Below are 24,482 nucleotides of genomic sequence, written 5' to 3'. Positions count from 1 at the left end.
CTAACTTTGTACACATAACGGATGCTGCGGCGTCCGTTGGTATGATATTTTTTATTTAATTAAATATAGGTTATGAAAAAATTATTGATTGTTTTGGCTTTTGCCGGCGTCTCTATGACATCAATGGCTCAGGACGCTGACCCTGTGCTTAAGCACAGCGTTGCTACAAACTCATTCTGGAGCAACTGGTTCATTCAGGGTGGTGCCCAGTGGTCTGCTTTCTATACATCAGCAGAGCACGGACTTGGTCTTTCAAGAAGCCCGTTCAAGAGCTTCCGTTCAAATCCGCAGGCTTCAATCGCCATCGGTAAATGGTTCACACCGGGCATCGGTCTCCGTACAAAGGTTTCCGGTATCTGGGGTAAGGCTAACGACCAGAGCTTCAAGTACTGGAATGCTCAGGAGCAGGTGCTCTTCAATCTGAGCAATATGCTTTGCGGTTACAATCCTGACCGTGTATGGAACGTAGTTCCTTTCGCAGGTGCCGGATTCGCACGTAACTGCGATGCCAAGACTTACGCAATGGCTCTGAGTGTCGGTCTTTTGAATCAGTTCTATGTAAGCCGTAAGGTTGCCATCAACCTCGAGCTTGGCTGGAACCGCTACGAGAACGACTTCATGAGTACAAATATCGTTAACAACGGTGAGCGCGGATGGGACAGCCATGACAACAGCCTCTATGCTGAAGTAGGTCTTACAGTAAACCTCGGCAAGGCTACATGGAACAAGGTACCTGATGTAGACGCTATCAAGGCTCTCTCACAGGCTCAGATTGACGCCCTCAACGCACAGCTCAACGACGCTAACGCTGAGAACGCACGTCTGAAGAAGCTTCTTGCAGAGAAGAAGGACGAGACTCCGAAGGCTGTTAAGGAATTCATCAACACTCCGGTTTCTGTATTCTTCAACATCAACAAGTACAAGATCGCTTCAAAGAAGGATCTCGTAAATGTTGAGGCTCTTGCCAAGTATGCTAAGGAGAATGGTGCAAGCCTTCTCGTAACAGGTTATGCTGACAGCGCAACAGGTAAGCCAGACTACAACCAGTGGCTGTCTGAGAAGCGTGCTGAAACAGTTGCTAACGAACTCGTTAAGATGGGTATGAGCCGTGACAACGTATCTACTGCTGCCAAGGGTGGTGTAAACGACCTGTCACCGATTTCTTACAACCGTCGTGCAACTGTACAGGTTAAAGACTAATATATCTATTTATTAATAAATTGTTTAGGGGACGTACCGTGAGGTACGTCCTTTTTTTATTATTCAACTCACTCCGTGTGATTCATCCTTATGTATTCTGTTGTCAGGCATGTTTGCTTCTGCTTTAGTCTCATATTATGTCGGATGCGTAATGAAAAGGTCTATGGCAATATGGTGACAGTAGTGTAGTGGAGTTGTGGGGAGCGATTCGGAATATGTGGTTGGGTGTGACATGTTCTAATATTGAATAGGTGTTTATACCTTGATATTATTCCTCACTATGGTCTGACTGGTTGTTTACAGGGTTTTGTAAATGATATATCGGACTGTATCGGACAAAGATGCGACTCCGGATAGCGGTATTGCTGCATGAGAGAAATGAAGGAGTCGGAAGACAGTCAGCAAATGTTTCGACTGCTGATGAACGTGTATGATGTTTTGCTTGTGAAACGCAAGATTTTGCGTCTCTACTTTGGTGATAACGGATAATATTTTTGTATGTATCCAATAATATTAATGACGGCGTATGCCATGTAGAGACTCAAAATCTTGAGTCTCCCGAGTAAGTTGTGCGCTATTTATGTTATTGATTATCATTTTCATATATCTACGTGTTTATCTGGGATTGAACATTAAGCTTCATCCGTATTCCGTGTGTCTGTAAGTCAGATTCCTTACATTTCTTTTTTAAGTATATAAAATCAAATTGAGTAATGGTGGAACACTGTATTACGGCATTTATACATAAGATAGTAAAAAAACACCTTGATATATGTTCGTATTTATGACGTCATGGAGGCTGGTTCAGGTTTAATAACCATGTCGGACAATATGTGATGTGATGCAGAAGTGAGAATGAACCAATTTTTTTGAAAATATTATCTCCGAAATTTGGTGGAATAAAATAAAAGTCCTACCTTTGCAATCGCTTAGAAGAAGCAAGGGCGTTTAGCTCAGCTGGTTTAGAGCATCTGCCTTACAAGCAGAGGGTCGGCGGTTCGAATCCGTCAACGCCCACAGGGGTGTTTCCTTGTAGTCTTTCGGGACTGCAGGGATTTTTTTATGTCCGTCGGTCTGCTGTTATGGGCGTGAAATACGGATGCCTCTCATCCATTACCTCCCCACATGTGTGTGGAGTATCTTTCACGTTTGTATGCTGCGCCATAATAAACGCCGGAGTCGTGCTGCCTCACATATGGGTGCAGACGTCTCCGGCGTTTCTTTTGTATAAAGGAATGAAAAGCATTGCATGAACCCTGTCATGCAGTATGACGGACATAATGCATATGTCTACTGACTGCGTATCTTTTTCTTATTCACCGCGAGCTGCGTGTGTCATATCAGCGCAATCGGTGCGGTGAGTCAGATTTAGCACTGAAGTGCTCATCCGAACACTCCTGTGGAGAGATAACGCTCACCTGTGTCGGGCAGAAGAACCACTATTGTCTTGCCACGCATGTCCTCACGGCGTGCCAATGATGCCGCTGCCCATGCCGCCGCGCCCGACGATATGCCTGTGAGCAAGCCTTCGCGCTGAGCCAGCAGGCGTGCAGTGGACTTTGCGTCTTCGTCAGTCACGGTGATGACTTCGTCCACAACGCTGCGGTCGAACACCTGAGGCACGAATCCCGCACCTATGCCCTGTATGGCGTGCGGTCCGGGTTTGCCGCCGCTCAACACCGGAGATGACGCCGGTTCTGCCGCCACTATGCGTATGGCGGGGTTCTTGCTTTTAAGGTATCTGCCCACGCCCGATATGGTACCGCCCGTGCCCACTCCGGCGACAAACACGTCCACATGTCCCTCAGTGTCGTTCCATATCTCCGGCCCTGTAGTGTTGTAGTGTGCCTCCGGGTTTGCCTTGTTGCAGAACTGTTGCAGAATCACCGCGCCTTCTGTGCTGTCGCGCAGCCGTTCAGCCTCCTTTATGGCACCCTTCATGCCCTCTGCCGCCGGTGTGAGCACCACCTGCGCCCCATATGCGCTTACAAGCTTGCGACGCTCTATGCTCATTGTCTCAGGCATTGTGAGGATGAGCCGGTAGCCCTTCACAGCCGACACGAAAGCCAGTCCTACGCCTGTGTTGCCGCTTGTCGGTTCAATTATTGTCGCTCCGGGAGAGAGGATGCCGTCCTTCTCCGCCTGGTTTATCATTGCAAGAGCTATGCGGTCCTTCACGCTTCCGCCCGGGTTGAAATATTCCAGTTTTGCTATTATAGGCTGCTCCAGTCCCATTTCTTTCGCGAAACGGTTGAGCTCGAGCAGCGGTGTGCCTCCTACGAGGTCGGTAAGTCTATTTGCTATTTTTTTCATAATTCTGTAGTTTTTGTTATCCGGGTGCTAATTTACAAAAAAAATATGATAACGCCAGCCATACTGCCACATGTATTATTCCTACTTATTGAGGCATTTTTCCACTCTTTCTCCGGCTTTGATGATGTCGTGTCTTGATTTGGACTTTATGACGAGCCAAACCCCACAGAACACCAGAACCATTGCCAGGCACTGCATGGGTTTAAGTACAGCCATGCCGGTGAGCAGGCTCACGCTCACAGCTACCATCGGCTGGACATAGTTGTATGTGCTCACCACCGTAGGGCGGAGCACCCTCTGCGCCACCATCGTGAGCAGATAGGCAACGAACGTGCCGAAGAACACCACGTAGCCTGCCGACAACCATGCCTTTGCTGCCACAGCAGACCACGGTGTGCTTACGATGTGTCCTGCCGAGAAAGGCATTATAAGTACTGCCGACCAGAGGAATATCCACTTGTTGATGGTGAATACGCTGTATCGCTTTATGAGTCTGTTGAACAGCGTAAGGTACAGTGCGAACGAGAACTGTGCCGTTATGCAAAGCACGTCTCCCCATATGTTGCCCACCTTGGCATTGCCTTCCGACGCGCTTGTCATTATCAGCATCACAGCTCCGCAGCATCCCAGAGCCACTCCGCATGCCTTTTTCCATGTCACAGGTTCTTTCAGTATGATTGCCGCGAGTATGAGTGCGAATATCGGCGACGACGTAGTTATGATGCTTGCGTTGGACGGAGAGGTCATACCCAGTCCGATGGTGAAGCAGCATTGGTTGAACACCAGCGCGAAGAGTCCTGCCGCAATCATCAGCAGACCGTCCTTCAGCGGCACGTGTTCTTTCTTTGCGAAGAGCGAGGCCGTCCAGAACAGTGCCGCGCCTCCCATGATGCGGAACGACACGAGATTGATGCCGTCGATGCCGTTCATCATTGCCGTCTTTCCGATGGGAGCCATCAGTCCCCACATGACGCATGCTCCCAGCATGCTTAGATGAGCCGTCAGAGCTTTGTTGTTATCCATAATACTATATTTTTTATTGTTTCTGCCTTAATGGTGTGCAAAGTTAAGAAAAATAGAAAGATCCAATTATCTAATGCGTAAAAAAAGAAAGATAATGTCGTCCTATATATTATATCCGCCAATCTACAGATGGCATGGTGCGTCGTATATGGATGTGTGGATGGAATTCAGACATTTCATAGCCATGGATGTATATATTGTCAGAAAGGCTGTTTTTATGAATTCTATGCCTAATAAGTGTTATTCAAATTTTTTAATGTCAAAAAAAGATACCGTGATGGATTAATTTCATATCTTTGTATAAGATATGCTGCACTCGGGAATTTGAGAGCAAGCTCTCATTCCGCTCGTTTGCAATATCTTTGTATAAGATATGCTTCGGTTCGGCAGTGTCAAGTGCGGTAAAACTGCGTTTTCCCTCCTTGCCGTTGCTCTCGCCTTGCAATATCTTTGTATAAGATATGCTGCACTCGGGAAATTGAAAGCAGGCTTTCTTTCCTCTCGTTTGCAATATCTTTGTATAAGATATGCTTCGGTTCGGCAGTGTCAAGTGCGGTAAAACTGCGTTTTCCCTCCTTGCCGTTGCTCTCGCCTTGCAATATCTTTGTATAAGATATGCTGCACTCGGGAATTTGAGAGCAAGCTCTCATTCCGCTCGTTTGCAATATCTTTGTATAAGATATGCTTCGGTTCGGCAGTGTCAAGTCCGGTAAAACTGCGTTTTCCCTCCTTGCCGTTGCTCTCACCTTGCAATATCTTTGTATAAGAAAAGTTGAAACCATCACCGGCACTGCCGCACGTTATCGACGCAGTCTTCCGCCGGTCTAAAAACGCTACTAATATGAAATACGCCGATTACATTGAACAGATAGAGATTGACTCGCTATGGAGCGGGAAACATCATGTGGTGTGGAATCTCGACCGTCAGGTGAACATACTCAGCGGAATAAACGGAGTGGGGAAGAGCACTATACTTAATAAGGTGGTGCGAGGACTTGTGGCAGGAGGCGAGTTCGCCAACCATATGCTGAAGGGTGTGAGGCTAAAGGTGGTGCCGGAGGATGCCAAATGGATACGCTATGACCTCATAAGGTCGGTGGACCGCCCGCTTGTGAACGTGGAGGCAATGAGCGCGATAAACGCAAGTATAACGCCGCTCGCCACGGAACTGGACCTGCTGATATATCATTTGCAGCGCAAATATCTTGATTATCAGGTGAACATAGGCAACAGGATAATATCCGTTTTGCAGAGCGGCAGCCCCGACGCGGCTGAAAAGGCGCGGGAAATATCGGCTCCTAAGAAACGCTTCCAGGACCTTATCGACGACCTGTTCGAGGCGACCGGCAAGAAGATAATACGCACGGAGAACGAGATTCTATTTACACAGATAGGTGAGACCCTGCTGCCCTACCAGCTGTCGAGTGGCGAGAAGCAGATGCTCGCCATAATGCTCACAGTCCTGGTGGAGGACAACCGCAGTTATGTGCTGTTCATGGACGAGCCTGAGGTGAGCCTTCACTTCGAGTGGCAGAAGCGTCTCATAGATATTGTTCTGGAACTTAACCCGAACGTGCAGATAATTCTTGCCACGCACAGCCCTGCCGTGATAATGAACGGATGGGCTGACCGTGTGACCGAGGTGACGGACATCACATTATGATAACCTTATAAATGCGCCCCTATGAGTAAAAGACTGAAAGACAACCTGTCGTCTGGCTACTTCGAGGCAGCCAACCGCATGACCTCAAAAAAGGCGCGCCGCCGCATAGTGGCATATGTGGAAAGCTACGATGACGTGTTTTTCTGGCGGTCGGTATTGTCGCGGTTTGAAGACTCCACCCGCTATTTCGAGGTGATGCTGCCCTCGCGCGTACCGCATCTTGAACGTGGAAAGAAGGCTGCTCTGATGAGTCTGCTTAACGGTAAGGTGGGACGAGACATGATAGCCTGCGTGGATGCCGACTACGACTACCTTATACAGCGTGCCACGCCTATGTCGGAGACGATAATAGACAGTCCGTACATATTCCATACATATGCCTATTCGATAGAGAACCTGCAGTGTTATGCGCCGTCGCTTCATGACGTGTGTGTAGGTGTGACGCTCAACGACCACGCCATATTCGACTTCGTGAGCTACTTCCGCGAGTACTCTCTCGCCATCTTCCCGCTCTTCGTGTGGAGCGTATGGTTCTACCGCACACCGCATTACACGGAGTTCACAATAAGCGACTTCCTGCATGTGATAGAGACGGGACACTTCAATCCCTATGATACGGAGGGCTCGCTGCGCAATCTAAGGCGCAAGGTGGCACGCCGGGTGACGCAGTTGCAGCGGCATTATCCGTCGGCTAAAAAAAGCTGGCAGGAGGTGAAGGACGACATAAAGCGTCTCGGTGTGACACCGGAAACCACTTATCTGTATGTACAGGGACACCATCTTTTCGACAAGGTGGTGGTGCCTATGCTGAAGAAAATATGCAATATGCTGGTGCGTGAGCGTGAGAACGAGATATCGCGGCAGAGCGTTCATCCCACTCAGAGGAACAACGAACTGTCGTGCTACTCTGGCAGTGTGGCTGACGTTGAGCTGATGTTGAAGAAGAACATTGCCTTTACGTCATCAGCACCGTGCGGACGGATGATGGACGACATACGCCGCTTTCTCGGTGACGAACCGTCAGCGGACACTGAACGGAAGGAATATTCGGATAAGACTGTGCCGGGGAAGGACGGTGCGACGGCTGCCGAGACACATACAGACGGTGCGTGAGCCGTGGCGCGCATAATGGTTTTATGTCAGGAATTTCGGTGTAAGACAGACCCGTAGCTGCTTTTTTATGAAATCGTAAATGAAATGTTATAAGCGGATTTAGTGTCATTTATTTTCGCGAATGGTATGTATTGTCATTCTAAAGTGTAGTATTCTCGTGTAATATGCGATATTTTTAAAGTTCCGGAAGAGACAACCATGAATGTAAGAACATGAAAACATATGCATCCGGCAAGGGCATATTGCCCCGCGCAGGTCATAATATCTCATACTTGTTCGGTGCTGTTGTCAGACATGTTGGTTGACAGTTTTGTACAGGATGTGACGAACTGCATGGATAAAAGGCAGAATACAAGATGACGGAGGCATTGTGGAAGAGGAGCGAAGGGCAGCCAATGAGGTGAAGAGGCGGTTTCGGTGGTGGAATGCCTGTATCGGGATTATGACGATGTGATGGTGCGACGTTACATGTTTATGACAAATCATGATGTTTCAGATTAAAATTGTTTATTGTCATGAGAAATGCTTTTATTTTTCAAATAAAATTCGTAATTTTGCCAACGGATAGGAGACTATGACTGTAAAGGCAGGTCTTGACAAGTCTGCTGAGAGTCTCTTATTTATGTTCTTTATATTATAAGTAATTGAAAACCAATACATTATAAGGTTTTCAATGCCCCAGAGGCGTGTCTTGTCGTTTAAATTTAGTTTAATTAAATGTCCGAAATAATAGAAGACGAGCAATGGTTTGCCATGCGTGCCACGTATGGACGTAATCTCATGGCTCAGACGGCTCTTGCCGATGAAGGTCTGCGGACGTTCATACCCATGCATTATGTCCGTCGCGGAAGGTCGCGGCGCACAGCCCCGCAGCTTGTCCCCGTGATACGAGATCTGCTGTTTGTAAGGACGACAAAAGACAGGATAACTACGCTGAAGAAAAATCTGCCCTACCTTCATTTCATCATCCGTGACTCCGGTTTGCGCCGCGAGCCTATTGTCGTGCCCGAACGTCAGATGCAGCAGTTCATCGCCGTGAGCAGCACAGACGAAGAACAGCTTGAGTGGCTGTCGCCCGAGGCGGTGAATCTGTCGTGCGGTGATGCGGTGCGCGTGGTGGGCGGGCCGTTCGCCGGACAGGAAGGCGTGCTCGTGCGTGTGCCGGGCAAGAGGTCGAAATGTGTGGTGGTGGCTATTCAGGGAGTGATAGCTGTGGCGATGACCAAGGTGCATCCGAGTCTTATCGAGATAATAAATGAATAAGCAGCTGTTCAAAGTTAACAGATATTATAAAATCATTCATATGTCATATATATCTTTGTCATCATACTATGCGTTGTTCAGGGCTTCATACAAAAGTCTCCTCGGTCGTGTAGCCCGATACACCCGCTCTTCGGACTTTGAAATGCGGCTCTTGGACAGCACACAATATGACGGCAATTAATTTAGAACATCTGCTTGGGATAAAAACATAAGATAAAAAAAACAAAACAAACATAGATTTATGAATATAGCAATTGTAGGTACTGGTTATGTCGGACTGGTGTCCGGCACATGCTTCGCGGAGATGGGAGTTAACGTTACTTGTGTGGACGTGAACGAGGAGAAAATAAACTCACTGAAGAACGGTCAGGTGCCGATATATGAGCCGGGACTTGACGAGATGGTGCTGCGCAATCATCGTGAGGGACGTCTCAACTTCACCACCGATCTCACCAGTTGTCTTGACAATGTCGATATAGTGTTCAGTGCCGTTGGTACTCCTCCTGACGAAGACGGCAGCGCCGATCTGCAGTATGTGCTTGCCGTGGCACGCGAGTTCGGTCAGAACATAAAGAAATATACGGTGCTTGTCACAAAGTCGACCGTTCCTGTGGGTACGGCGCAGAAGGTGAAGGCTGCCATACGCGAGGAACTGGACAAGCGCGGAGTGGACGTGCCGTTTGATGTTGCAAGCAATCCGGAGTTTCTGAAAGAGGGAGCAGCAATCAAGGACTTCATGAGTCCGGACAGAGTAGTTGTGGGTGTGGAGTCGGAGAAGGCAAAGGAACTTATGGTGAAGCTCTACCGTCCGTTCATGCTCAACAACTTCCGTGTGATATTCACCGACATTCCTTCCGCCGAGATGATAAAATATGCCGCCAACTCAATGCTCGCCACGCGCATCAGCTTTATGAACGATATCGCTAACCTGTGTGAGCTGGTGGGCGCGGACGTCAATATGGTGCGCAAGGGCATAGGCTCCGACGCCCGTATCGGCAGCAAATTCCTCTATCCCGGCTGTGGCTACGGAGGTTCGTGCTTCCCCAAGGATGTGAAGGCACTTATCAAGACTGCCGAGAAGAACGGATATAACATGAGTGTGCTGAAGGCTGTGGAGGAAGTGAACGAGAACCAGAAGCGCGTGCTTTTCAACAAACTCTCAAAACGCTACGGCGGTGACCTCAAAGGTAAGACCATCGCCATGTGGGGACTCGCCTTCAAGCCCGAGACCGACGACATGCGTGAGGCAACATCGCTCGTCACCATCGGTCTGCTGCTCGAGGCAGGATGTACCGTCCGCGTATACGACCCTGTCGCCATGAATGAATGTCGCCGCCGTATAGGTGATAAGGTGTATTATGCAGGTGACATGTATGACGCAGTGCTCGATGCCGACGCCCTGCTCATGCTCACAGAATGGAAGCAGTTCCGCCTGCCCAGCTGGGGCGTGGTGGCAAAGTCGATGAAGACACCACTTATCATCGACGGCCGCAACATCTACGACGCCGAGGAACTCAGGCAAAACGGCTTTGAGTATTATTGCATAGGTCGCTGACGGATATTCCACAGCCCGTTGCGGCGGATGAGATGGCAGAAGATAAGCCATAAGAAAGATGTGGACAACATTTTTCGGAATGCATGTGAGAAGAAATCTGTGAATTTCAGAGGAGAAAGCTCAGATTGGAAGTCGGACTTATAAGTAAGAAAGATTTTCTTTAATACTATGTGATGTTTTCTTGAAGAGTTACCGAAGAGTGTGACAAGAGACGTAGCAGAGAAGCCTTGCTTAATGTTATGGCATAATATTGTTGTACAGGACATTAGTTTGGAGAATGGAGAATGACATAAGAATACATTATAATAACGGGAAGGTAAGGACTGGTATAAACGGTCTTGACGAACTTCTGTATGGCGGACTCCAGTTGCAGACAGTAACTTATCAAGGCAAAGGAGAGGAGACTTCAGACGTGCGTCCACTGACCATATCTATAGTGGGAGATACAGGAACGAGCCGCTCCATGCTTGCTATGCAATTTCTTCATGGCATAACAAAGTCGCTTATGGAATGAAGACAGGCTGCGAGAGAACGGAAGGCTTTATCAGACTTGGCAGTCCTGTATTTTTCTCAAGCCATGACAAACTGAATCTGTCGGACATGCTTATAAATATGACAATATCGAAATGCGTGAATAAAGTTATAGAAGACAATGCATATTGTGACACCGGTGAATATGGAATATGATAAAAAAATAAATGTTTGAAGATTCCTTTAGTGGTATGTAATTTGTAGTTGACGAAACTATGATTTATATATAGGACTTGTTTTGACGGTATTCAAGTACGGAAAACATTAAGATAAATAGGTGTAAAGCGATTTAGAAAAATGCCGGATAAAATCCAATTGCCGGTATCGGCGTGGGATTATATTATGAAAAAGAGGAGAGAATGAGTGAATCAAATACAGGGAATTTAAAACAACAGACAAAGAAAGGACTTTACTGGAGCTTTTTCAATCAATTTGCGAATTATGGCATGCAGTTCTGTGTGGGCATTGTCATGGCACGTCTGCTGTCACCGAGCGACTATGGAATAACGGCACTTCCGGCGGTATTTATGGCAGTGGCACTTATTCTTCAGAATGCGGGACTGGCTGATGCGCTTGTACGCAAGAAAGATTTGACGGAGGAAGATTTGTCAACATCATTTTATTATAGTATAGCAGTAGGAGTTTTCTTGTATGTTGTTCTGTTCTTAACAGCTCCGTTGATAGCAGATTTTTATAATACACCTGTTCTTGTACCTCTTATCCGTTTCACAGCTCTCAGTTTTTTGTGGGGACCTTTGAGCACACCCCAGTCTGTCATCATGAAAAGAAGGCTTGATTTTAAGACACCGACAAAAATATCTATAATAACAAGAGTTTTTTCAGCTTGTGTAGGTATAGGGATGGCTTTCATGGGATATGGGTTGTGGGCACTTGTCGTTTCCGGAGTTCTTGCAAGTTTTTTAGGACTTATACTCAATTGGTACGCTGTCAGATGGTTGCCAAAGACCGGATGGTCTAAAAAGTCTTTCAAGTATCTGTGGGATTATGGCAATAAAATTATGGCGTCGGGTTTGCTTGAGACATTGTATCAGAATATAGCACCTGTGTTTATTGGAAAATTCTACAGTCCGGCTGATCTCGGTGTTTACAACAGGGCGCAGGGGTATGCCCAGATGCCATCACAGAATGTGACAGGAGTTATACAGAATGTAACATTCCCTGTGTTGAGCAAGATACAGGATGACAACGAGAGACTGGCGCACAATTACCGAAAAATGTTGAAAGCTACGGCGTTTGTTGTGTTCCCTATAATGATGATGCTTTCGGCATTGGCACATCCTTTGGTCATAACGCTTGTCACAGCTAAGTGGGAAGCGTGCGTGGTACTGCTCCAGATAATATGCTTTCAGCTAATGTGGTATCCGGTTCATGCAATAAACCTCAATCTCCTTCAGGTGAAGGGACGGTCTGATCTGTTTTTACGACTTGAAATTATAAAGAAAATAGTAGGACTGTCAATTCTTGTGTTTACATTACCCCATGGATTGGTTGTGTTCTGTTGCGGAAGTGTGGTAGCTTCTCTTATATCTTTGATTATAAACACATATTACACAGGCAAGCTTATAAATGTGGGATATTTCAGGCAAATGGGAGACCTTCTGCCGATAGTCGGATTAGGACTAGTTATGTTTGGCGTGGTTCTTCTTATGACACATGCCATACCAAACATGTTTGCACAGATAATAGTTGGCGGAGCAGTCGGTGCTGTTGTTTACTTAGGTGGAGCAATGCTGTTCAAGTTCAGTGAGTTGGAAGATGTGAAATACATGTTGAAAAGAAGCAAATAATAAAAGGACAACGACAAAAATAAAAACATACTGTTATGGATAACAAAACTATTACGGTGACATCACCCTTGTTGCCGGATCTTGACGAATTCAATGCGATGCTTAAGGAAATATGGGCAAGCAAGTGGATTACTAACAACGGCACGTTTCACAAGCAGCTGGAAAGAGAGCTTGCAACCTATCTGAAAGTTCCATATATAAGCCTTTTCACAAACGGAACGCTTCCGCTTATAACAGCTTTACAGGGGCTGCGCATAACGGGTGAGGTGATAACAACGCCATACAGTTTTGTGGCAACGACACACAGTCTGTGGTGGAATGGTATAAAACCGGTGTTTGTTGACATTGATCCTGCGACAGGTAATATTGACCCGGACAGGATTGAGGCGGCCATCACACCGAAAACAACGGCTATAATGCCGGTGCATGTGTATGGTAAGCCATGCAATACAAAACGCATAAAGGAGATAGCCGACACTTACGGACTGAAAGTGATATACGACGCAGCGCACGCTTTCGGTGTGGAAGTTGACGGAGAGAGTGTGCTTAATGCGGGAGATTTGTCTACACTTAGTTTTCATGCAACGAAAGTGTATAACACGGTTGAGGGCGGTGCGTTGGTTATGCATGACGCGGAGACAAAAAAGCGTATAGACTATCTGAAAAACTTCGGGTTTGCAAACGAGGTTACGGTGGTAGGCCCGGGCATCAATAGCAAGATGGATGAGGTGCGTTCGGCTTATGGTCTGCTCAACCTCCGTCAGGTGGATGCGGCGATAGAGGCACGCCATAAGGTGGCGATAAAATACCGTGAGGCTCTGCGTCCGGTGGAAGGCATAACATTCTTTGACGATATGCCGGGAGTGAAGCACAACTATTCTTATTTCCCGATATTTGTTGATGCAGAGAAATACGGTATGACGCGTGACGAGCTTTATTTCAAGATGAAAGAACGTAATGTACTTGGAAGACGCTACTTTTATCCGCTCATCAGCGAGTTCTCTACATATCGCGGATTGGAGAGTGCAAGACCGGAGAATCTTCCGAATGCGCACAGAATGGCGGAGACAGTTATTTGTCTGCCGATGCACCATGCGTTGGATAGTATGGATATAGAGCGAGTTTTGTTAACTATAATTAAATAATAATGAAATATATATATATATTGGGAGTCGGACACAATACTGTTGTTTATATAGATTTAGCTGAGGCTTGTGGATATCACATAAAAGGGCTGTATCACTATAATCGTGAACGAACCGGTGAAATTTATTATGGTTATAAGATCTTGGGATCATTTGATGATTTGTTCTCTTTAAAATCATTGGAGAATATGAACTTTGCATTAAGTCAGGGAGATAATAAAATAAGAAGTGAGCTTTTTTATAAAATATTACATGCAAAAGGAACAATACCAACATTGATACATCCTACAGCAACTGTTTCCAGTCGTGCTAAATTAGGAGTTGGAGTTATCGTACATATAAATTCAGTAGTTCATCCAGATACTTCTATAGGAGATGATACTGTATTATCTTACAATACAAGTTTAACTCACTCTTCTCATATAGGAAACCATTGCTATTTGGCTTTTAATTCACATATTGGAGCTTATACTAAAGTGGATGATTTCGTATTTATGGGAATCGGTTCTATTTCAATATCTGGGAAAGTTGACGTAATAGGAAAAAATTCTTTTATAGGAGCTGGTGCATTGTTGACAAAAAGTGTAGAACCGGGTTGTGTTATGGTTGGTAGTCCTGCGCGTATTTTAAAGAAATTAAATGATAAAGAATAAAGCACGTAATTCCAATATTGAACTGTATAGGATAATTGTGATGCTGTTTATCGTGTCACATCATTATCTTGTGAACTCAGGTTTACTTCCAGTAATTGAGAATCTCACCCCCCCCCCCAGTAATGAATTGTCGTTTAAGGTATGTTTTTTCTATCTGTTTGGAATGTGGGGCAAGACGGGCATCAACTGTTTCGTTCTTATTACGGGGTATTTCATGTGTAAGTCACAAATAACGTTGAGAAAATTCCTGAAGCTGCTTCTCCAAATAGAATTCTATAACATATTGATTAATGCAGTATTTGTCCTGACAGGTTATAGATTCTTCGGATTAAACGTATTATATGAGATGTTTTGGCCTATAAAAAGTGTTGCAGACGGTTTTACATCATGCTTTTTGCTGTTCTATCTGTGCATACCTTTTCTGAATGCGCTTGTACATAATCTGGACAGGAAAAGACATCTGGCCCTTATCGGTTTGTGTCTGTTCATTTATACTGTATTGGGAACGACATTAAGAATACGCGTTACGATGAATTATGTCACGTGGTTTTGCATTCTTTACTTTATATCTTCTTACATCAGGATGTATGGTCTGGAATATGGTAATCTGAAAATCAGATGGGGTTGGATGTCCTTAATATCAATTGTAATTTCTGCGGCAAGTGTCCTGGTTTTCTCTACAATGACTGATACTCCGGGGCGGGAGTTCATTCTGGTTGCGGACTCTAACCATATTATGGCCGTTATCACATCTGTATGCCTGTTTATGTATTTCAAGGATTTACCGATAAGGAACAGCCGCTTTATCAATACTGTCGCCTCATGCATGTTCGGCGTCCTGTTGATTCACGCAAACAGCGACACAATGCGGCAGTGGCTGTGGCGGGACCTGTTGGACAATGTCGGATGGTTCGCAACCGATTATGCAGTGCTACATGCATTAATAAGTGTTACTGTGATTTTTATTATTTGTATTGGCTTTGATTTGTTTAGGCAGCGGTTTGTTGAAAAACCGTTATTTAATATCTTGGATAAGAAATTATTCGTAAAATAAAATTCTCGTTTTAGTTATGAATGTTAATGAAGAAAAGGATACAAGACCAATAATAGTCAGTATAAGATGTATAACATATAATCATGAAAAGTATATTCGTGACGCTTTGGAAGGATTTGTGATGCAAAAAACAAATTTCAGGTTTGAGGCTATTGTTCATGATGATGCATCAACGGATGGTACTGCTGCAATAATAAGAGAGTATGCAGAGAAATATCCTGACATCATAAAACCGATATTTGAAACGGAAAATCAATATTCAAAGCATAATGGAGCTATTCAAAAGATAATGAATGAGGCTTGTAAAGGTAAATATATTGCTGTTTGTGAAGGAGATGATTATTGGATAGATTCGTATAAATTACAAAGACAGGTTGATTTTATGGAAAGTCATACTGACTATATGATGTGTTTTACGCGTGCTAAAGTTATATATGAAACGGATTTTAATACTAAATTTCATTTTGATAAAACTGAAGATAGAGAATATACCGGTAACGAATTAATAAACACATGGATTGTACCTACAGCATCAATTGTATATAGAAAAGAAATAATTAATTATAAAATCAAAGGTGAACAAAGGTTTATAAGTGGAGATATTAAATTATACTTAAATGCATCAGCAATGGGCAAAGTAAGGGGAATGAGTGATTATACCACAGTTTATAGAGTTCATGAGAGTGGAATATCAAGAAATCCAAAATTTTTCTTAAAGAGATTAGAGAAATATCCAGATCAATATATATGTATTCTTGAGAACTATCCAAATATTGATAAAAAGATAATAAAGAAATATATTTATAATTATTCCATAGAATTATTTAAAAGTCGCAAAAAAATTAAAGATAAGATAAAGGATCTTATGAAGCTCTTTAAATATTGTCCAATAAGAACTATTCGCTGGGTTTACTTCCTTTTTAAAATGAGAATAATTAACAGCTATGGAAAAAATATATAATACAATAATTGATAGAAGAAAAGAGTTAATGGGGATAGCCATTTTAATGGTATTATTATATCATTTATGCTGTTGGCCTCAATGGAATAATCCTTTGCGTATATTTGGACATTGGTATATAGGTGTTGATATATTTTTAATTTTAAGTGGATTTGGACTTTGTTTTTCGTATGAAAAATATAATATAAAAACTTTTTATTATCATAGAATAATTAGAATTATTCCTTTGTATTGGTTTAGTTTAATAATTATTTTTATTTGTAATAGATTTATTCTAGATGGTGATTATTCATTGAAGCAATTTTTTTATAGTTTAACAACGTTATCTTTTTGGGTAAATACAGGTAAAGAACCTAATTGGTATGTCTCAGCATTGGTTTACTTTTATTTGTTTTTCCCTGTATTATATAAGATATCCAAGAAATATCCAAACATATCTTTTTTTTGCGTACTTTACTATCACTTTATTTATATTGAAATATATAAAGATTGAGTGGTATCATAATTGTTTTGTTTCTAGAATTCCAATATTTGTTTTTGGTATTCTATTATATCAAGGATATAAATATAAATACACTTTAAATAAAGTACTTATTATATCCTTATTATTCTGGAATGTAGCAATAGAGTATTGTGGATCACCTTATTTTTTATCAGCATCTATATGTCCTGCTTTACTAATAATTGGATTAAATGTACTAGGTGAACGACCTATTGTAAGTAAAAGGATAAACAGTTTCTTGGCATATTTAGGAATTTATTCTTATGAGTTGTTTTTAAGTAATGGTTTAACTTATATTACATTATCAAAACTCACGGATTCCTATAATATGGAATTGTTGATGAGGATTATAGTATACGTTCATTGTACTATCTTATATGGATTTATTTTTATAAAAATATCTAAATACATTAATCGAATAATAAAGAAGTAATATATAATTAAGGATACCATATAAAGATTATGAAATTATCAATTATAACAATTAATTATAATAATAAAGACGGTTTAAAAAAGACTTTACAAAGTGTACGGGAACAAACATACAATAATTATGAATATATAGTTATTGATGGATATTCTAACGACGGAAGCCAAAATATTATAGAGCAATATAGAAATATAATATCTAAATATGTTAGCGAAAAAGATACCGGAGTCTTTAATGCAATGAATAAAGGTATTGCATTCGCAAATGGAGATTATTGTATTTTTTTAAATTCAGGAGATTACTTTGCTGACAAATACGTGTTGGAAAAGGCTGAAAGATATTTAAATGATGCGGATTTTGTATCAGGTGATACTATATGTGTAGATAATAATGGGCATAAAAAATTTTGGGGAGCACCTAAAATTCTATCTTGTTATATTATAATCAGGTATGCGTTAAGCCATCAGTCAACATTTATTAAAACTGAATTATTGAAACGACGGCCATATAGAGAGGATCTTCGGATCGCTTCCGATTGGGAACAAGAATTATATGAGATTGTATTTCATGATGCAACATATAAATATTTGCCATTAGTTGTTAGTATTTTTAATGACGAGGGCATGTCACGTAAAAATTTAGATAAGGTTAAAGAAGAACGTTTAAAAATATATAATGAATATTTTTCTAAACGTATGTTGAAATATTCTTTGGGGGATAATGAGTTGAAGGAGTTGTGCTCACATGCTGAAGAAGGATCTGCACTTTATAAGTGTATGCTATATAGTGTTAAGATTGCAAGAAAGGTATATGGAATATTTTCCTTTTTTAAAAGGAACAAATTAAAAATATAGATATGCATATAGCTTTTTGTTTAGACAATAATTATGTTCAATATTGTTCTGTAGTTATTGCCTCTATAATATATAACAACCAGAATGAGAAGATAACGTTTCATTTGTTGTCTGATAATATAACTAATGAAAATAAACAGAAATTACAAGGTTGGTTGTCTTCGTATAAAGATATATCTGTTATCTTTTATAAGATTGATATTTCTACATTTAAAGATTTTCCTATAAAGGATGCATATATAAACATTTCAACATATTTCCGTCTTGCAATGCCATCTTTACTTCCTGATATTAAAAAAATCTTATATTTAGATTGCGATGTCATTGTAAACCGGTCGTTAAAAGATTTATGGGATGTCGATATATCTGGTTATGCTTGTGCTGGGGTGAGAGATAGAATAAATGATAGTATACGTTTATATAACAGATTGAATTATCCTATGTCTGATGGTTATGTTAATGCAGGTGTGTTGTTGATTAATTTAGAAAGATGGCGACAGGATAATATTTTTGAAAAATCGATAAGTATTGCAAGAAAAGAATCTGATAAGTTGAAGAATCACGATCAGGATCTTATTAATATGATATATCACGGCCAGATAAAGATGTTGCCGTTTAAATATAACCTACTTGAATATTATTTATATACAGAGGAGTGGCTATATTTGGATAGGAAGTATTATCCGGAGATAATAGAGGCTTGCAAAACTCCTGCGATTATTCATTTCTGTATGCCGCAAAAGCCTTGGCACCATGAATGTATTAATCCTTATAAGATGCTTTATTATAAGTATATAGCGATGACACCGTGGCCGGAATTAAAGTTGATTCATAAGGTACAATATCTATCTAAGAAACAGAAGTTGAAATTTTTTTTGGAAAGAATGGGTTTGTATAAAGTAGAACGTAAAACGACCTTACGTAAAGATATAAATATAATAGAGGAACCTAATAATGTATTATTCTAAGAATTAATAGAATTGTATAAATATGAATTATCCCTATATATCAATCATAGTTTCCGTTTATAAAGTTGAAAAATATCTTAGGGAATGTATTGAAAGCATCATCTTTCAGAAAGGCGATTGGGAACTGATACTTGTAGATGATGGAAGTCCTGATGGTTGCCCTGCAATGTGTGATGAATATGCAGAGAAAGATGAACGTGTACAGGTGATACATAAGAAGAACGGTGGTGTTTCAACGGCTCGTAATGCAGGCCTGGATGTCGCGCGAGGAGAATGGATATGGTTCGTAGATGGAGATGATTTTATTACTGGGAATGAAATAAATAATTGTATTGATAAGATTAAAAGGTGTGACAGCGATTACGTACAATTTGGACATACGCGTATCGAAGAGGAGACCGGAAACAGGCAAATAATAAAGACTGGTGATGTTATAGGTGAGGAGAAAAATGATTTCTTCATTAAATATGTGATATATACACATTGGTGTGTATGGTATAAACGTGAGATGATAGAACGTCATAATCTGAGATTTTCTGAAGGCTTGCGTATGGCGGAGGACCTTGAATTTATGTACTTGTATCAGCTCTATGTTAAGAAACCAATACAGTTGAATGTGAATTTATATAATTACATAATAAGGAAAGACTCGGCTGTACGTAATGCTAATTCGTATAGAAACGGTATAGATGACTCGTTCGTAGTTCTTGATCATTGGTTGGAAAGGATAAAAAAGGAACAAATATCTATTGAACCATGGATTGATAGTAAGATTAATATATTTGTTAAACGGTTGTTGTACTATGCGTGGCACGTATTGAATCTTGATAAGAAAATTTTTCATTCAAGATTTTGCAATGTGATTAGAAAGTATAAGAATGCTGGTTTTTATTTCCCTGGAAATATCAATATGCGTATTGCATTCTTTAATATTACGTTATATTTCGTTCTTAATAGAACCTATCTTAAATTCAAAGGATTGGAATAAAGTATTTTAATTATGATACCGAAACTTATACATTATTCATGGTTTAGCGGCGAGCCATATCCGGAGTTTCTGAAAGAGTGTATGGACACATGGAAAAAGGTCTTGCCGGATTATGAGTTTATGTTATGGGACGCCAAAAAGCTGGCGGAATGTAATAATATGTTCGCAAACGAGGCTGTGAGTGTAAGGAAATGGGCGTTTGCCGCAGATTTCGTAAGACTATATGCTGTATATCATTATGGCGGAATATGGCTCGATACAGACATTGATATGTTCAAATCGTTTGATCCATTCCTGAATGACGGAATGTTTATAGGACGTGAGTATTATGTACACCATGAGCCGGGTAAGGAGGATTTTGTTACATTGACGTCTCATTGTTTTGGGGCGGAGAAGGAACATCCTTTTATAAAGGAGTGTCTTGAATATTATGAACATAGGCATTTTATACGTTCGCATAATGAGAAACTGCCTCAGGAACTGCGCTATGACATGACAATAATACCTATGGTGCAAATGAGACTGGCGGAGAATTATGGATTCGATTCGCGTAATAGTGTGAACAAGTTGCAGGTGCTGAGCAACGGGGTGCATGTGTATCCATATCAGTGGTTTGACCAGCCGGGATATACTTCTATGAAAGATGTGGTTTGTATTCATCGTGTGGCTCAAAGCTGGAATCCAAAAGCTAAAGGACAAACCCTTCGGGATGTTACTAATCCAAAGAAAAAGACATTGGGATACCGTAAGATGGTATTACAAAAGAAATTGGCGGACTTTATATTAAAGTTATGATGAATGCGTTATTTTGGTTTATAAGCTTCCCACATATAATATGCTTCATTTATTATAGAAGAATAATCCCAGAAATAAATGAAGATCTGCAAAGTTTTTCTGGTGATGTATCAGTAAGTACTTTTGTCTTACAATTAAAGAAAAAGGAATACCGTAATATTTTTTATTATCGATTACCTTTTGCTGTAAGACATTTTTTGAATTTATTTTTAAGAAGAGAAAGAACATGTTATATTCATACAAAGAATATCGGTGGAGGTTTAAGAGTTGAACATGGCTTTTCTTCAATTATTGTTGCAGAAAGGATTGGTAAAAATTTTTGCTTTAATCAGAATGTAACGGTTGGATGGGGAAAGAAAGGTAAACCTGTTATTGTGGACAATGTGAGAATATATACAGGAGCAGTAATTGCCGGTGCAATAAAAATAGGAAATAATGTTACAATCAGTGCGAATAGCTTAGTTACGGAAGATATTCCAGAAAACTCCTTTGTAAAAGGCAATCCATGTATGATAATATATAAGAAAAAATAAGATGATAGATATATCAATAATAATTCCGGCATATAATTCTGAGAAATACATAGAAAAATGCTTGATGTCGTGCATTAATCAGGATTTATCACAGGAGAAGTATGAGATAATTGTCGTAGATGATGGTTCTACAGATAATACAAAGCAGATAATAAATAGATTACAAGCGAAATATGATTGTATAAAATATTATTACCAAGATAATGCCGCGCAAGGTGCTGCAAGAAATAATGGGTTGTCAAAGGCGCAGGGTAAATACATATGGTTTGTTGATTCTGATGATTGGATTGAAGAGGATTGCCTTTCATTAATTTTAAACAGACTGGAAAATTTTTCATTGACAGGAGTCTTGGTTGCGCACGCAACATGTTATAGAACACATATGGGGAAATGGTGTGATTTTGATGAGGATAAAATTTTAACAGGTAAAGAAGTCTTAACAGATAAAAGATTTTTTATTTCTCCGACCTATGCAATATGGGAAAAAAAATATTTACTGGATTATAATTTGAAATTTAAAGAACGGATCTTCCATGAAGATACGGAATTTTATCCACGATTATTTTATAATGCATCAAGGATCGGTGCAATCTCAAAGGTTTGTTATTATGTGTATTTAAATCCTACATCAACAACACGAAAAATAAATCCGAAAAGGGCTTACGACATGTTAAGTGTTATAAAGTATATTGATACTTTTAAAAGTGAGATAATAAAAGAAAACGAAGTAATACAAAATATGTGCGATTATATCGCAATGAATATTAATGTAATTTTGTTTAATACATTTAAAATGGATAAGACTGAACAAAAGAACATAAACAGATTATTGTTTGAAAACAAATATTTATTCAAGAATCTACTAAATAGTAGAATTCTGAAATATAAGATTGAGGGATATTTATTTTCTATCTTTCCTAAAAATGTCATTACAATTTATAAATTGATGCAATCATTAAATTCATCTCCAGGTAGAATTAAATAACTTTATTTGATCTGGAATTGTCTTATGTTTGTGTTTAAGCATGAGAAAAACTGAAATATGCAGCCTTTTAATAATGATTTTATAGAAAAAGAATATAGTGAATGATAAAATAGACAATAATATATGATAAAAATTTTTAGGCAATATCTTACTAAGAACAGTTATGAATTGATAACGGTATTTTTTATCTTTACCAATTTGTTTCCAAAATGGTTTCCTCAGTTTGTATATTATTTGTCTTTTTTGATGATTCTATTTAAGGAATTCAGATATAAAAGACCAATGCATAAAAATGGGAATCTTTTTATAGCATTTTGTGTGTTTTTATGGTTATCGAGTACCATCAATATGGTATTGGATTTAAGATTGGTGCTGTTTACAATAATTCTATATATGTCAATGCCTTCAAATTCATTAGGATGGCATCAGTATAAGATAAAATTATTTAATTGCATATTTTTGGGCTTCGGACTAGCAACACTTGCAAATTTTTATGCAAAAATTACCGGTATAAATCAAATATATATAGATGAATATATGCAGGCTATGGGTATAATCGGAGAATTCTCCGGTTTTGCAAATTTTGCTATGTGGACAAGTTGTGCGGGTGCTATGAGTACGTTGTTCTTTGTGAGTATGGCTTTCCGTAAGTCATTGCAGAACAGAATATTAAAAATAATATGTTATACAATGATATTGGTAAGTCTTTATATAACGATAATTTCAGCGTCTCGTTCTGCATTCTTCTTGTCACTGGCATGCTCGTTGCTTATAATAAAGATGCAATCGAGAAAAGTAACTACATTAATACGGAACCTTATTATAATAGGCTGCACAGCATTATGTTTTGCACCGGTGTTAATAGATAATGCGGATGCGATGTTAAATAAAAAGAATGGTTTGGAAATTACTGTTGAAAATACATCAAGAGATGCATTATGGTCACAAAGAATGGAAGAATTCCGGTCTTCTCCGATTTTTGGAGTTGGGTTTGCTGCTCATGGAGTAGGTGATAATAAGCAAGTAGGAAGAAATGAATCAGGTGGAAGTTTCATATCAGTACTGGCACAGGCTGGAATAGTAGGCTTTATTATTGTCATATTAATTTGGATTGCCGCTATTATGATGCCGAAGAAGATAGGCAACAATCCTGACATGATACTTATATATGCAGGCTTTATCTTTATGTCCATTCACTCAATTATTGAAGGTTATATGTTCCAGGCTGGATGGTATATGTGTCTGGTTATATGGTTGAGTGTTGGAATTATGATAGAGCATAAAACTTTAAGTAAGAGATATCCACAATTGATGTTGCCAATAAATGTGGCTTATAATAAATAATGGATAGGATTATAAAAAGGTTACATACTAATATAGTATAATTAATATCACCCACAGAATATGATACCAAAAATAATACATCAGACTGCGCGAACGAAAGACATTTCTTGGGAAGAAAATGTGCTCGTAAGAAGAATGCAGAATAAATTAAAGGGATGGACTTATATGTTTCATGATGATGATGATAATGATAGATTGGTAAAGACATATTTCCCTGAATATTATAATGTATTTTCTTCAATATCAAAAGGTGTTGCTAAAGCAGATATTGCCAGATTAATATATCTTTATGTTTATGGAGGATTTTATTTTGATACTGATTATAAATTAATAAAAGAAATTCCAGACTGGATGCTTGAGAAAAACCAGTTGCTAATGGAAAGCCGTAATTCTGCAGATGAATATAAACTTGGAAATGCAGTTTTGGGATCTGCTCCTAATGGCGCCTTTTATAAAGATTTTATAGAATGTATATTTAAAAAAGAAGAATTATTACACCTACATGAAAATAGGGTGGAGTGGGTTACTGGTCCTGAAGCTCTAACAGAATTTTATATAAAGAATAAGGATAAATATAAGGATGATGTAACAATTATTCCACGTGAGTACTTTAATCCCCCGATATTAAAACATGGTTTGCAAATTAAAAAGACAAAAAATACTATAGGTGTGCATTATTGTTGGGGCTCATGGAGAAGTGGCAGCTTTTTAAAAAGAATATATATTTTTTGTAAGAGAAAGTTTCAAGCAATTTTATAAAGAAATATTGTCATATATTAATAAAAATATAGTTGATATTTA

At 40.1% G+C, this 24,482-nt stretch carries 22 protein-coding genes and 1 tRNA gene; 21 read left to right on the top strand and 2 right to left on the bottom strand.

Annotation, left to right across the window (positions count from 1 at the left end; all coding sequences use genetic code 11):
- The first annotated feature begins 72 nt into the window (after window positions 1–72).
- Together BN4609_RS08620 and BN4609_RS08615 are read left to right on the top strand one after the other, a co-directional pair.
- Window positions 73–1,200, top strand: a complete 1,128-nt coding sequence (locus BN4609_RS08620) for an OmpA family protein (protein ID WP_021993502.1) — start codon at window positions 73–75, stop codon at window positions 1,198–1,200.
- 942 nt (window positions 1,201–2,142) lie between these two features.
- A tRNA-Val gene (locus BN4609_RS08615) sits at window positions 2,143–2,217 on the top strand.
- A gap of 366 nt (window positions 2,218–2,583) precedes the next feature.
- Here BN4609_RS08615 and cysK read toward each other — a convergent pair.
- Together cysK and BN4609_RS08605 are read right to left on the bottom strand one after the other, a co-directional pair.
- On the bottom strand, window positions 2,584–3,513 hold the full coding sequence (gene cysK / locus BN4609_RS08610; protein WP_068856252.1) for a cysteine synthase A: 930 nt from the start codon (window positions 3,511–3,513) through the stop codon (window positions 2,584–2,586).
- Window positions 3,514–3,594: 81 nt separating this feature from the next.
- Window positions 3,595–4,536: a DMT family transporter gene (locus tag BN4609_RS08605; protein WP_068856250.1), complete on the bottom strand. Its 942-nt coding sequence runs from the start codon at window positions 4,534–4,536 to the stop codon at window positions 3,595–3,597.
- An 841-nt stretch (window positions 4,537–5,377) separates the two neighbouring features.
- On the opposite strand from BN4609_RS08605, the gene BN4609_RS08595 reads away from it, so the two are divergent.
- The 19 genes from BN4609_RS08595 (at window position 5,378) to BN4609_RS08510 (ending at window position 24,440) form a co-directional block, all read left to right on the top strand.
- Window positions 5,378–6,199 carry an AAA family ATPase gene (locus BN4609_RS08595; protein ID WP_021992607.1) on the top strand — a complete coding sequence of 274 codons (822 nt, stop codon included), beginning with the start codon at window positions 5,378–5,380 and terminating at the stop codon, window positions 6,197–6,199.
- A gap of 21 nt (window positions 6,200–6,220) precedes the next feature.
- Window positions 6,221–7,312, top strand: coding sequence for a DUF4435 domain-containing protein (locus tag BN4609_RS08590; RefSeq protein WP_068856247.1), 1,092 nt, complete (start codon window positions 6,221–6,223; stop codon window positions 7,310–7,312).
- A gap of 717 nt (window positions 7,313–8,029) precedes the next feature.
- Window positions 8,030–8,575: a UpxY family transcription antiterminator gene (locus BN4609_RS08585; protein ID WP_068856246.1), complete on the top strand. Its 546-nt coding sequence runs from the start codon at window positions 8,030–8,032 to the stop codon at window positions 8,573–8,575.
- Between the two features lie 241 nt (window positions 8,576–8,816).
- Window positions 8,817–10,130 (top strand): UDP-glucose dehydrogenase family protein, encoded by a 1,314-nt coding sequence (locus BN4609_RS08580; protein WP_068856245.1) that lies wholly within the window; start codon window positions 8,817–8,819, stop codon window positions 10,128–10,130.
- Between the two features lie 277 nt (window positions 10,131–10,407).
- Window positions 10,408–10,644, top strand: coding sequence for a hypothetical protein (locus BN4609_RS08575; protein WP_068856244.1), 237 nt, complete (start codon window positions 10,408–10,410; stop codon window positions 10,642–10,644).
- 376 nt (window positions 10,645–11,020) lie between these two features.
- Window positions 11,021–12,469 carry a lipopolysaccharide biosynthesis protein gene (locus BN4609_RS08570; RefSeq protein ID WP_068856243.1) on the top strand — a complete coding sequence of 483 codons (1,449 nt, stop codon included), beginning with the start codon at window positions 11,021–11,023 and terminating at the stop codon, window positions 12,467–12,469.
- A 35-nt stretch (window positions 12,470–12,504) separates the two neighbouring features.
- Entirely contained in the window at window positions 12,505–13,614 is a 1,110-nt protein-coding gene (locus BN4609_RS08565; RefSeq protein WP_068856241.1) for a DegT/DnrJ/EryC1/StrS family aminotransferase, read from the top strand.
- A 2-nt stretch (window positions 13,615–13,616) separates the two neighbouring features.
- A complete protein-coding gene (locus BN4609_RS08560) occupies window positions 13,617–14,267 on the top strand; it encodes a PglD-related sugar-binding protein (protein ID WP_241033231.1) in 651 nt (216 codons plus the stop codon).
- Window positions 14,254–15,321, top strand: coding sequence for an acyltransferase family protein (locus BN4609_RS08555; RefSeq protein WP_068856237.1), 1,068 nt, complete (start codon window positions 14,254–14,256; stop codon window positions 15,319–15,321). Before BN4609_RS08560 ends, BN4609_RS08555 begins: the two co-directional genes overlap by 14 nt.
- A gap of 16 nt (window positions 15,322–15,337) precedes the next feature.
- On the top strand, window positions 15,338–16,282 hold the full coding sequence (locus BN4609_RS08550; protein ID WP_068856235.1) for a glycosyltransferase: 945 nt from the start codon (window positions 15,338–15,340) through the stop codon (window positions 16,280–16,282).
- The gene (locus tag BN4609_RS15770; RefSeq protein ID WP_084791445.1) at window positions 16,266–16,775 is read left to right on the top strand and encodes an acyltransferase family protein; all 510 of its coding nucleotides are present in this window, start codon (window positions 16,266–16,268) and stop codon (window positions 16,773–16,775) included. Before BN4609_RS08550 ends, BN4609_RS15770 begins: the two co-directional genes overlap by 17 nt.
- A 471-nt stretch (window positions 16,776–17,246) precedes the next feature.
- Complete coding sequence (locus BN4609_RS08545; RefSeq protein ID WP_068856233.1) at window positions 17,247–18,068, top strand: glycosyltransferase family 2 protein; 822 nt, start codon at window positions 17,247–17,249, stop codon at window positions 18,066–18,068.
- 2 nt (window positions 18,069–18,070) lie between these two features.
- Entirely contained in the window at window positions 18,071–19,036 is a 966-nt protein-coding gene (locus BN4609_RS08540; RefSeq protein ID WP_068856231.1) for a glycosyltransferase family 8 protein, read from the top strand.
- Between the two features lie 22 nt (window positions 19,037–19,058).
- A complete protein-coding gene (locus tag BN4609_RS08535; protein ID WP_068856229.1) occupies window positions 19,059–20,024 on the top strand; it encodes a glycosyltransferase family 2 protein in 966 nt (321 codons plus the stop codon).
- Between the two features lie 12 nt (window positions 20,025–20,036).
- Window positions 20,037–20,819 carry a glycosyltransferase family 32 protein gene (locus BN4609_RS08530; protein ID WP_068856227.1) on the top strand — a complete coding sequence of 261 codons (783 nt, stop codon included), beginning with the start codon at window positions 20,037–20,039 and terminating at the stop codon, window positions 20,817–20,819.
- On the top strand, window positions 20,816–21,352 hold the full coding sequence (locus BN4609_RS08525; RefSeq protein ID WP_084791442.1) for an LbetaH domain-containing protein: 537 nt from the start codon (window positions 20,816–20,818) through the stop codon (window positions 21,350–21,352). Before BN4609_RS08530 ends, BN4609_RS08525 begins: the two co-directional genes overlap by 4 nt.
- 1 nt (window position 21,353) lies before the next feature.
- Window positions 21,354–22,337 (top strand): glycosyltransferase family 2 protein, encoded by a 984-nt coding sequence (locus tag BN4609_RS08520; protein ID WP_068856225.1) that lies wholly within the window; start codon window positions 21,354–21,356, stop codon window positions 22,335–22,337.
- Between the two features lie 123 nt (window positions 22,338–22,460).
- A complete protein-coding gene (locus tag BN4609_RS08515; RefSeq protein ID WP_068856223.1) occupies window positions 22,461–23,681 on the top strand; it encodes an O-antigen ligase family protein in 1,221 nt (406 codons plus the stop codon).
- A gap of 60 nt (window positions 23,682–23,741) precedes the next feature.
- The gene (locus BN4609_RS08510; protein WP_068856221.1) at window positions 23,742–24,440 is read left to right on the top strand and encodes a glycosyltransferase family 32 protein; all 699 of its coding nucleotides are present in this window, start codon (window positions 23,742–23,744) and stop codon (window positions 24,438–24,440) included.
- Window positions 24,441–24,482: the final 42 nt, after the last annotated feature.

The sequence above is a fragment of the Leyella lascolaii genome (genome assembly GCF_900079775.1).
Taxonomy (GTDB): domain Bacteria; phylum Bacteroidota; class Bacteroidia; order Bacteroidales; family Bacteroidaceae; genus Prevotella; species Prevotella lascolaii.
Note: the sequence above shows the minus strand (reverse complement) of the source record. Positions and strands in the feature narration are given on the sequence as shown.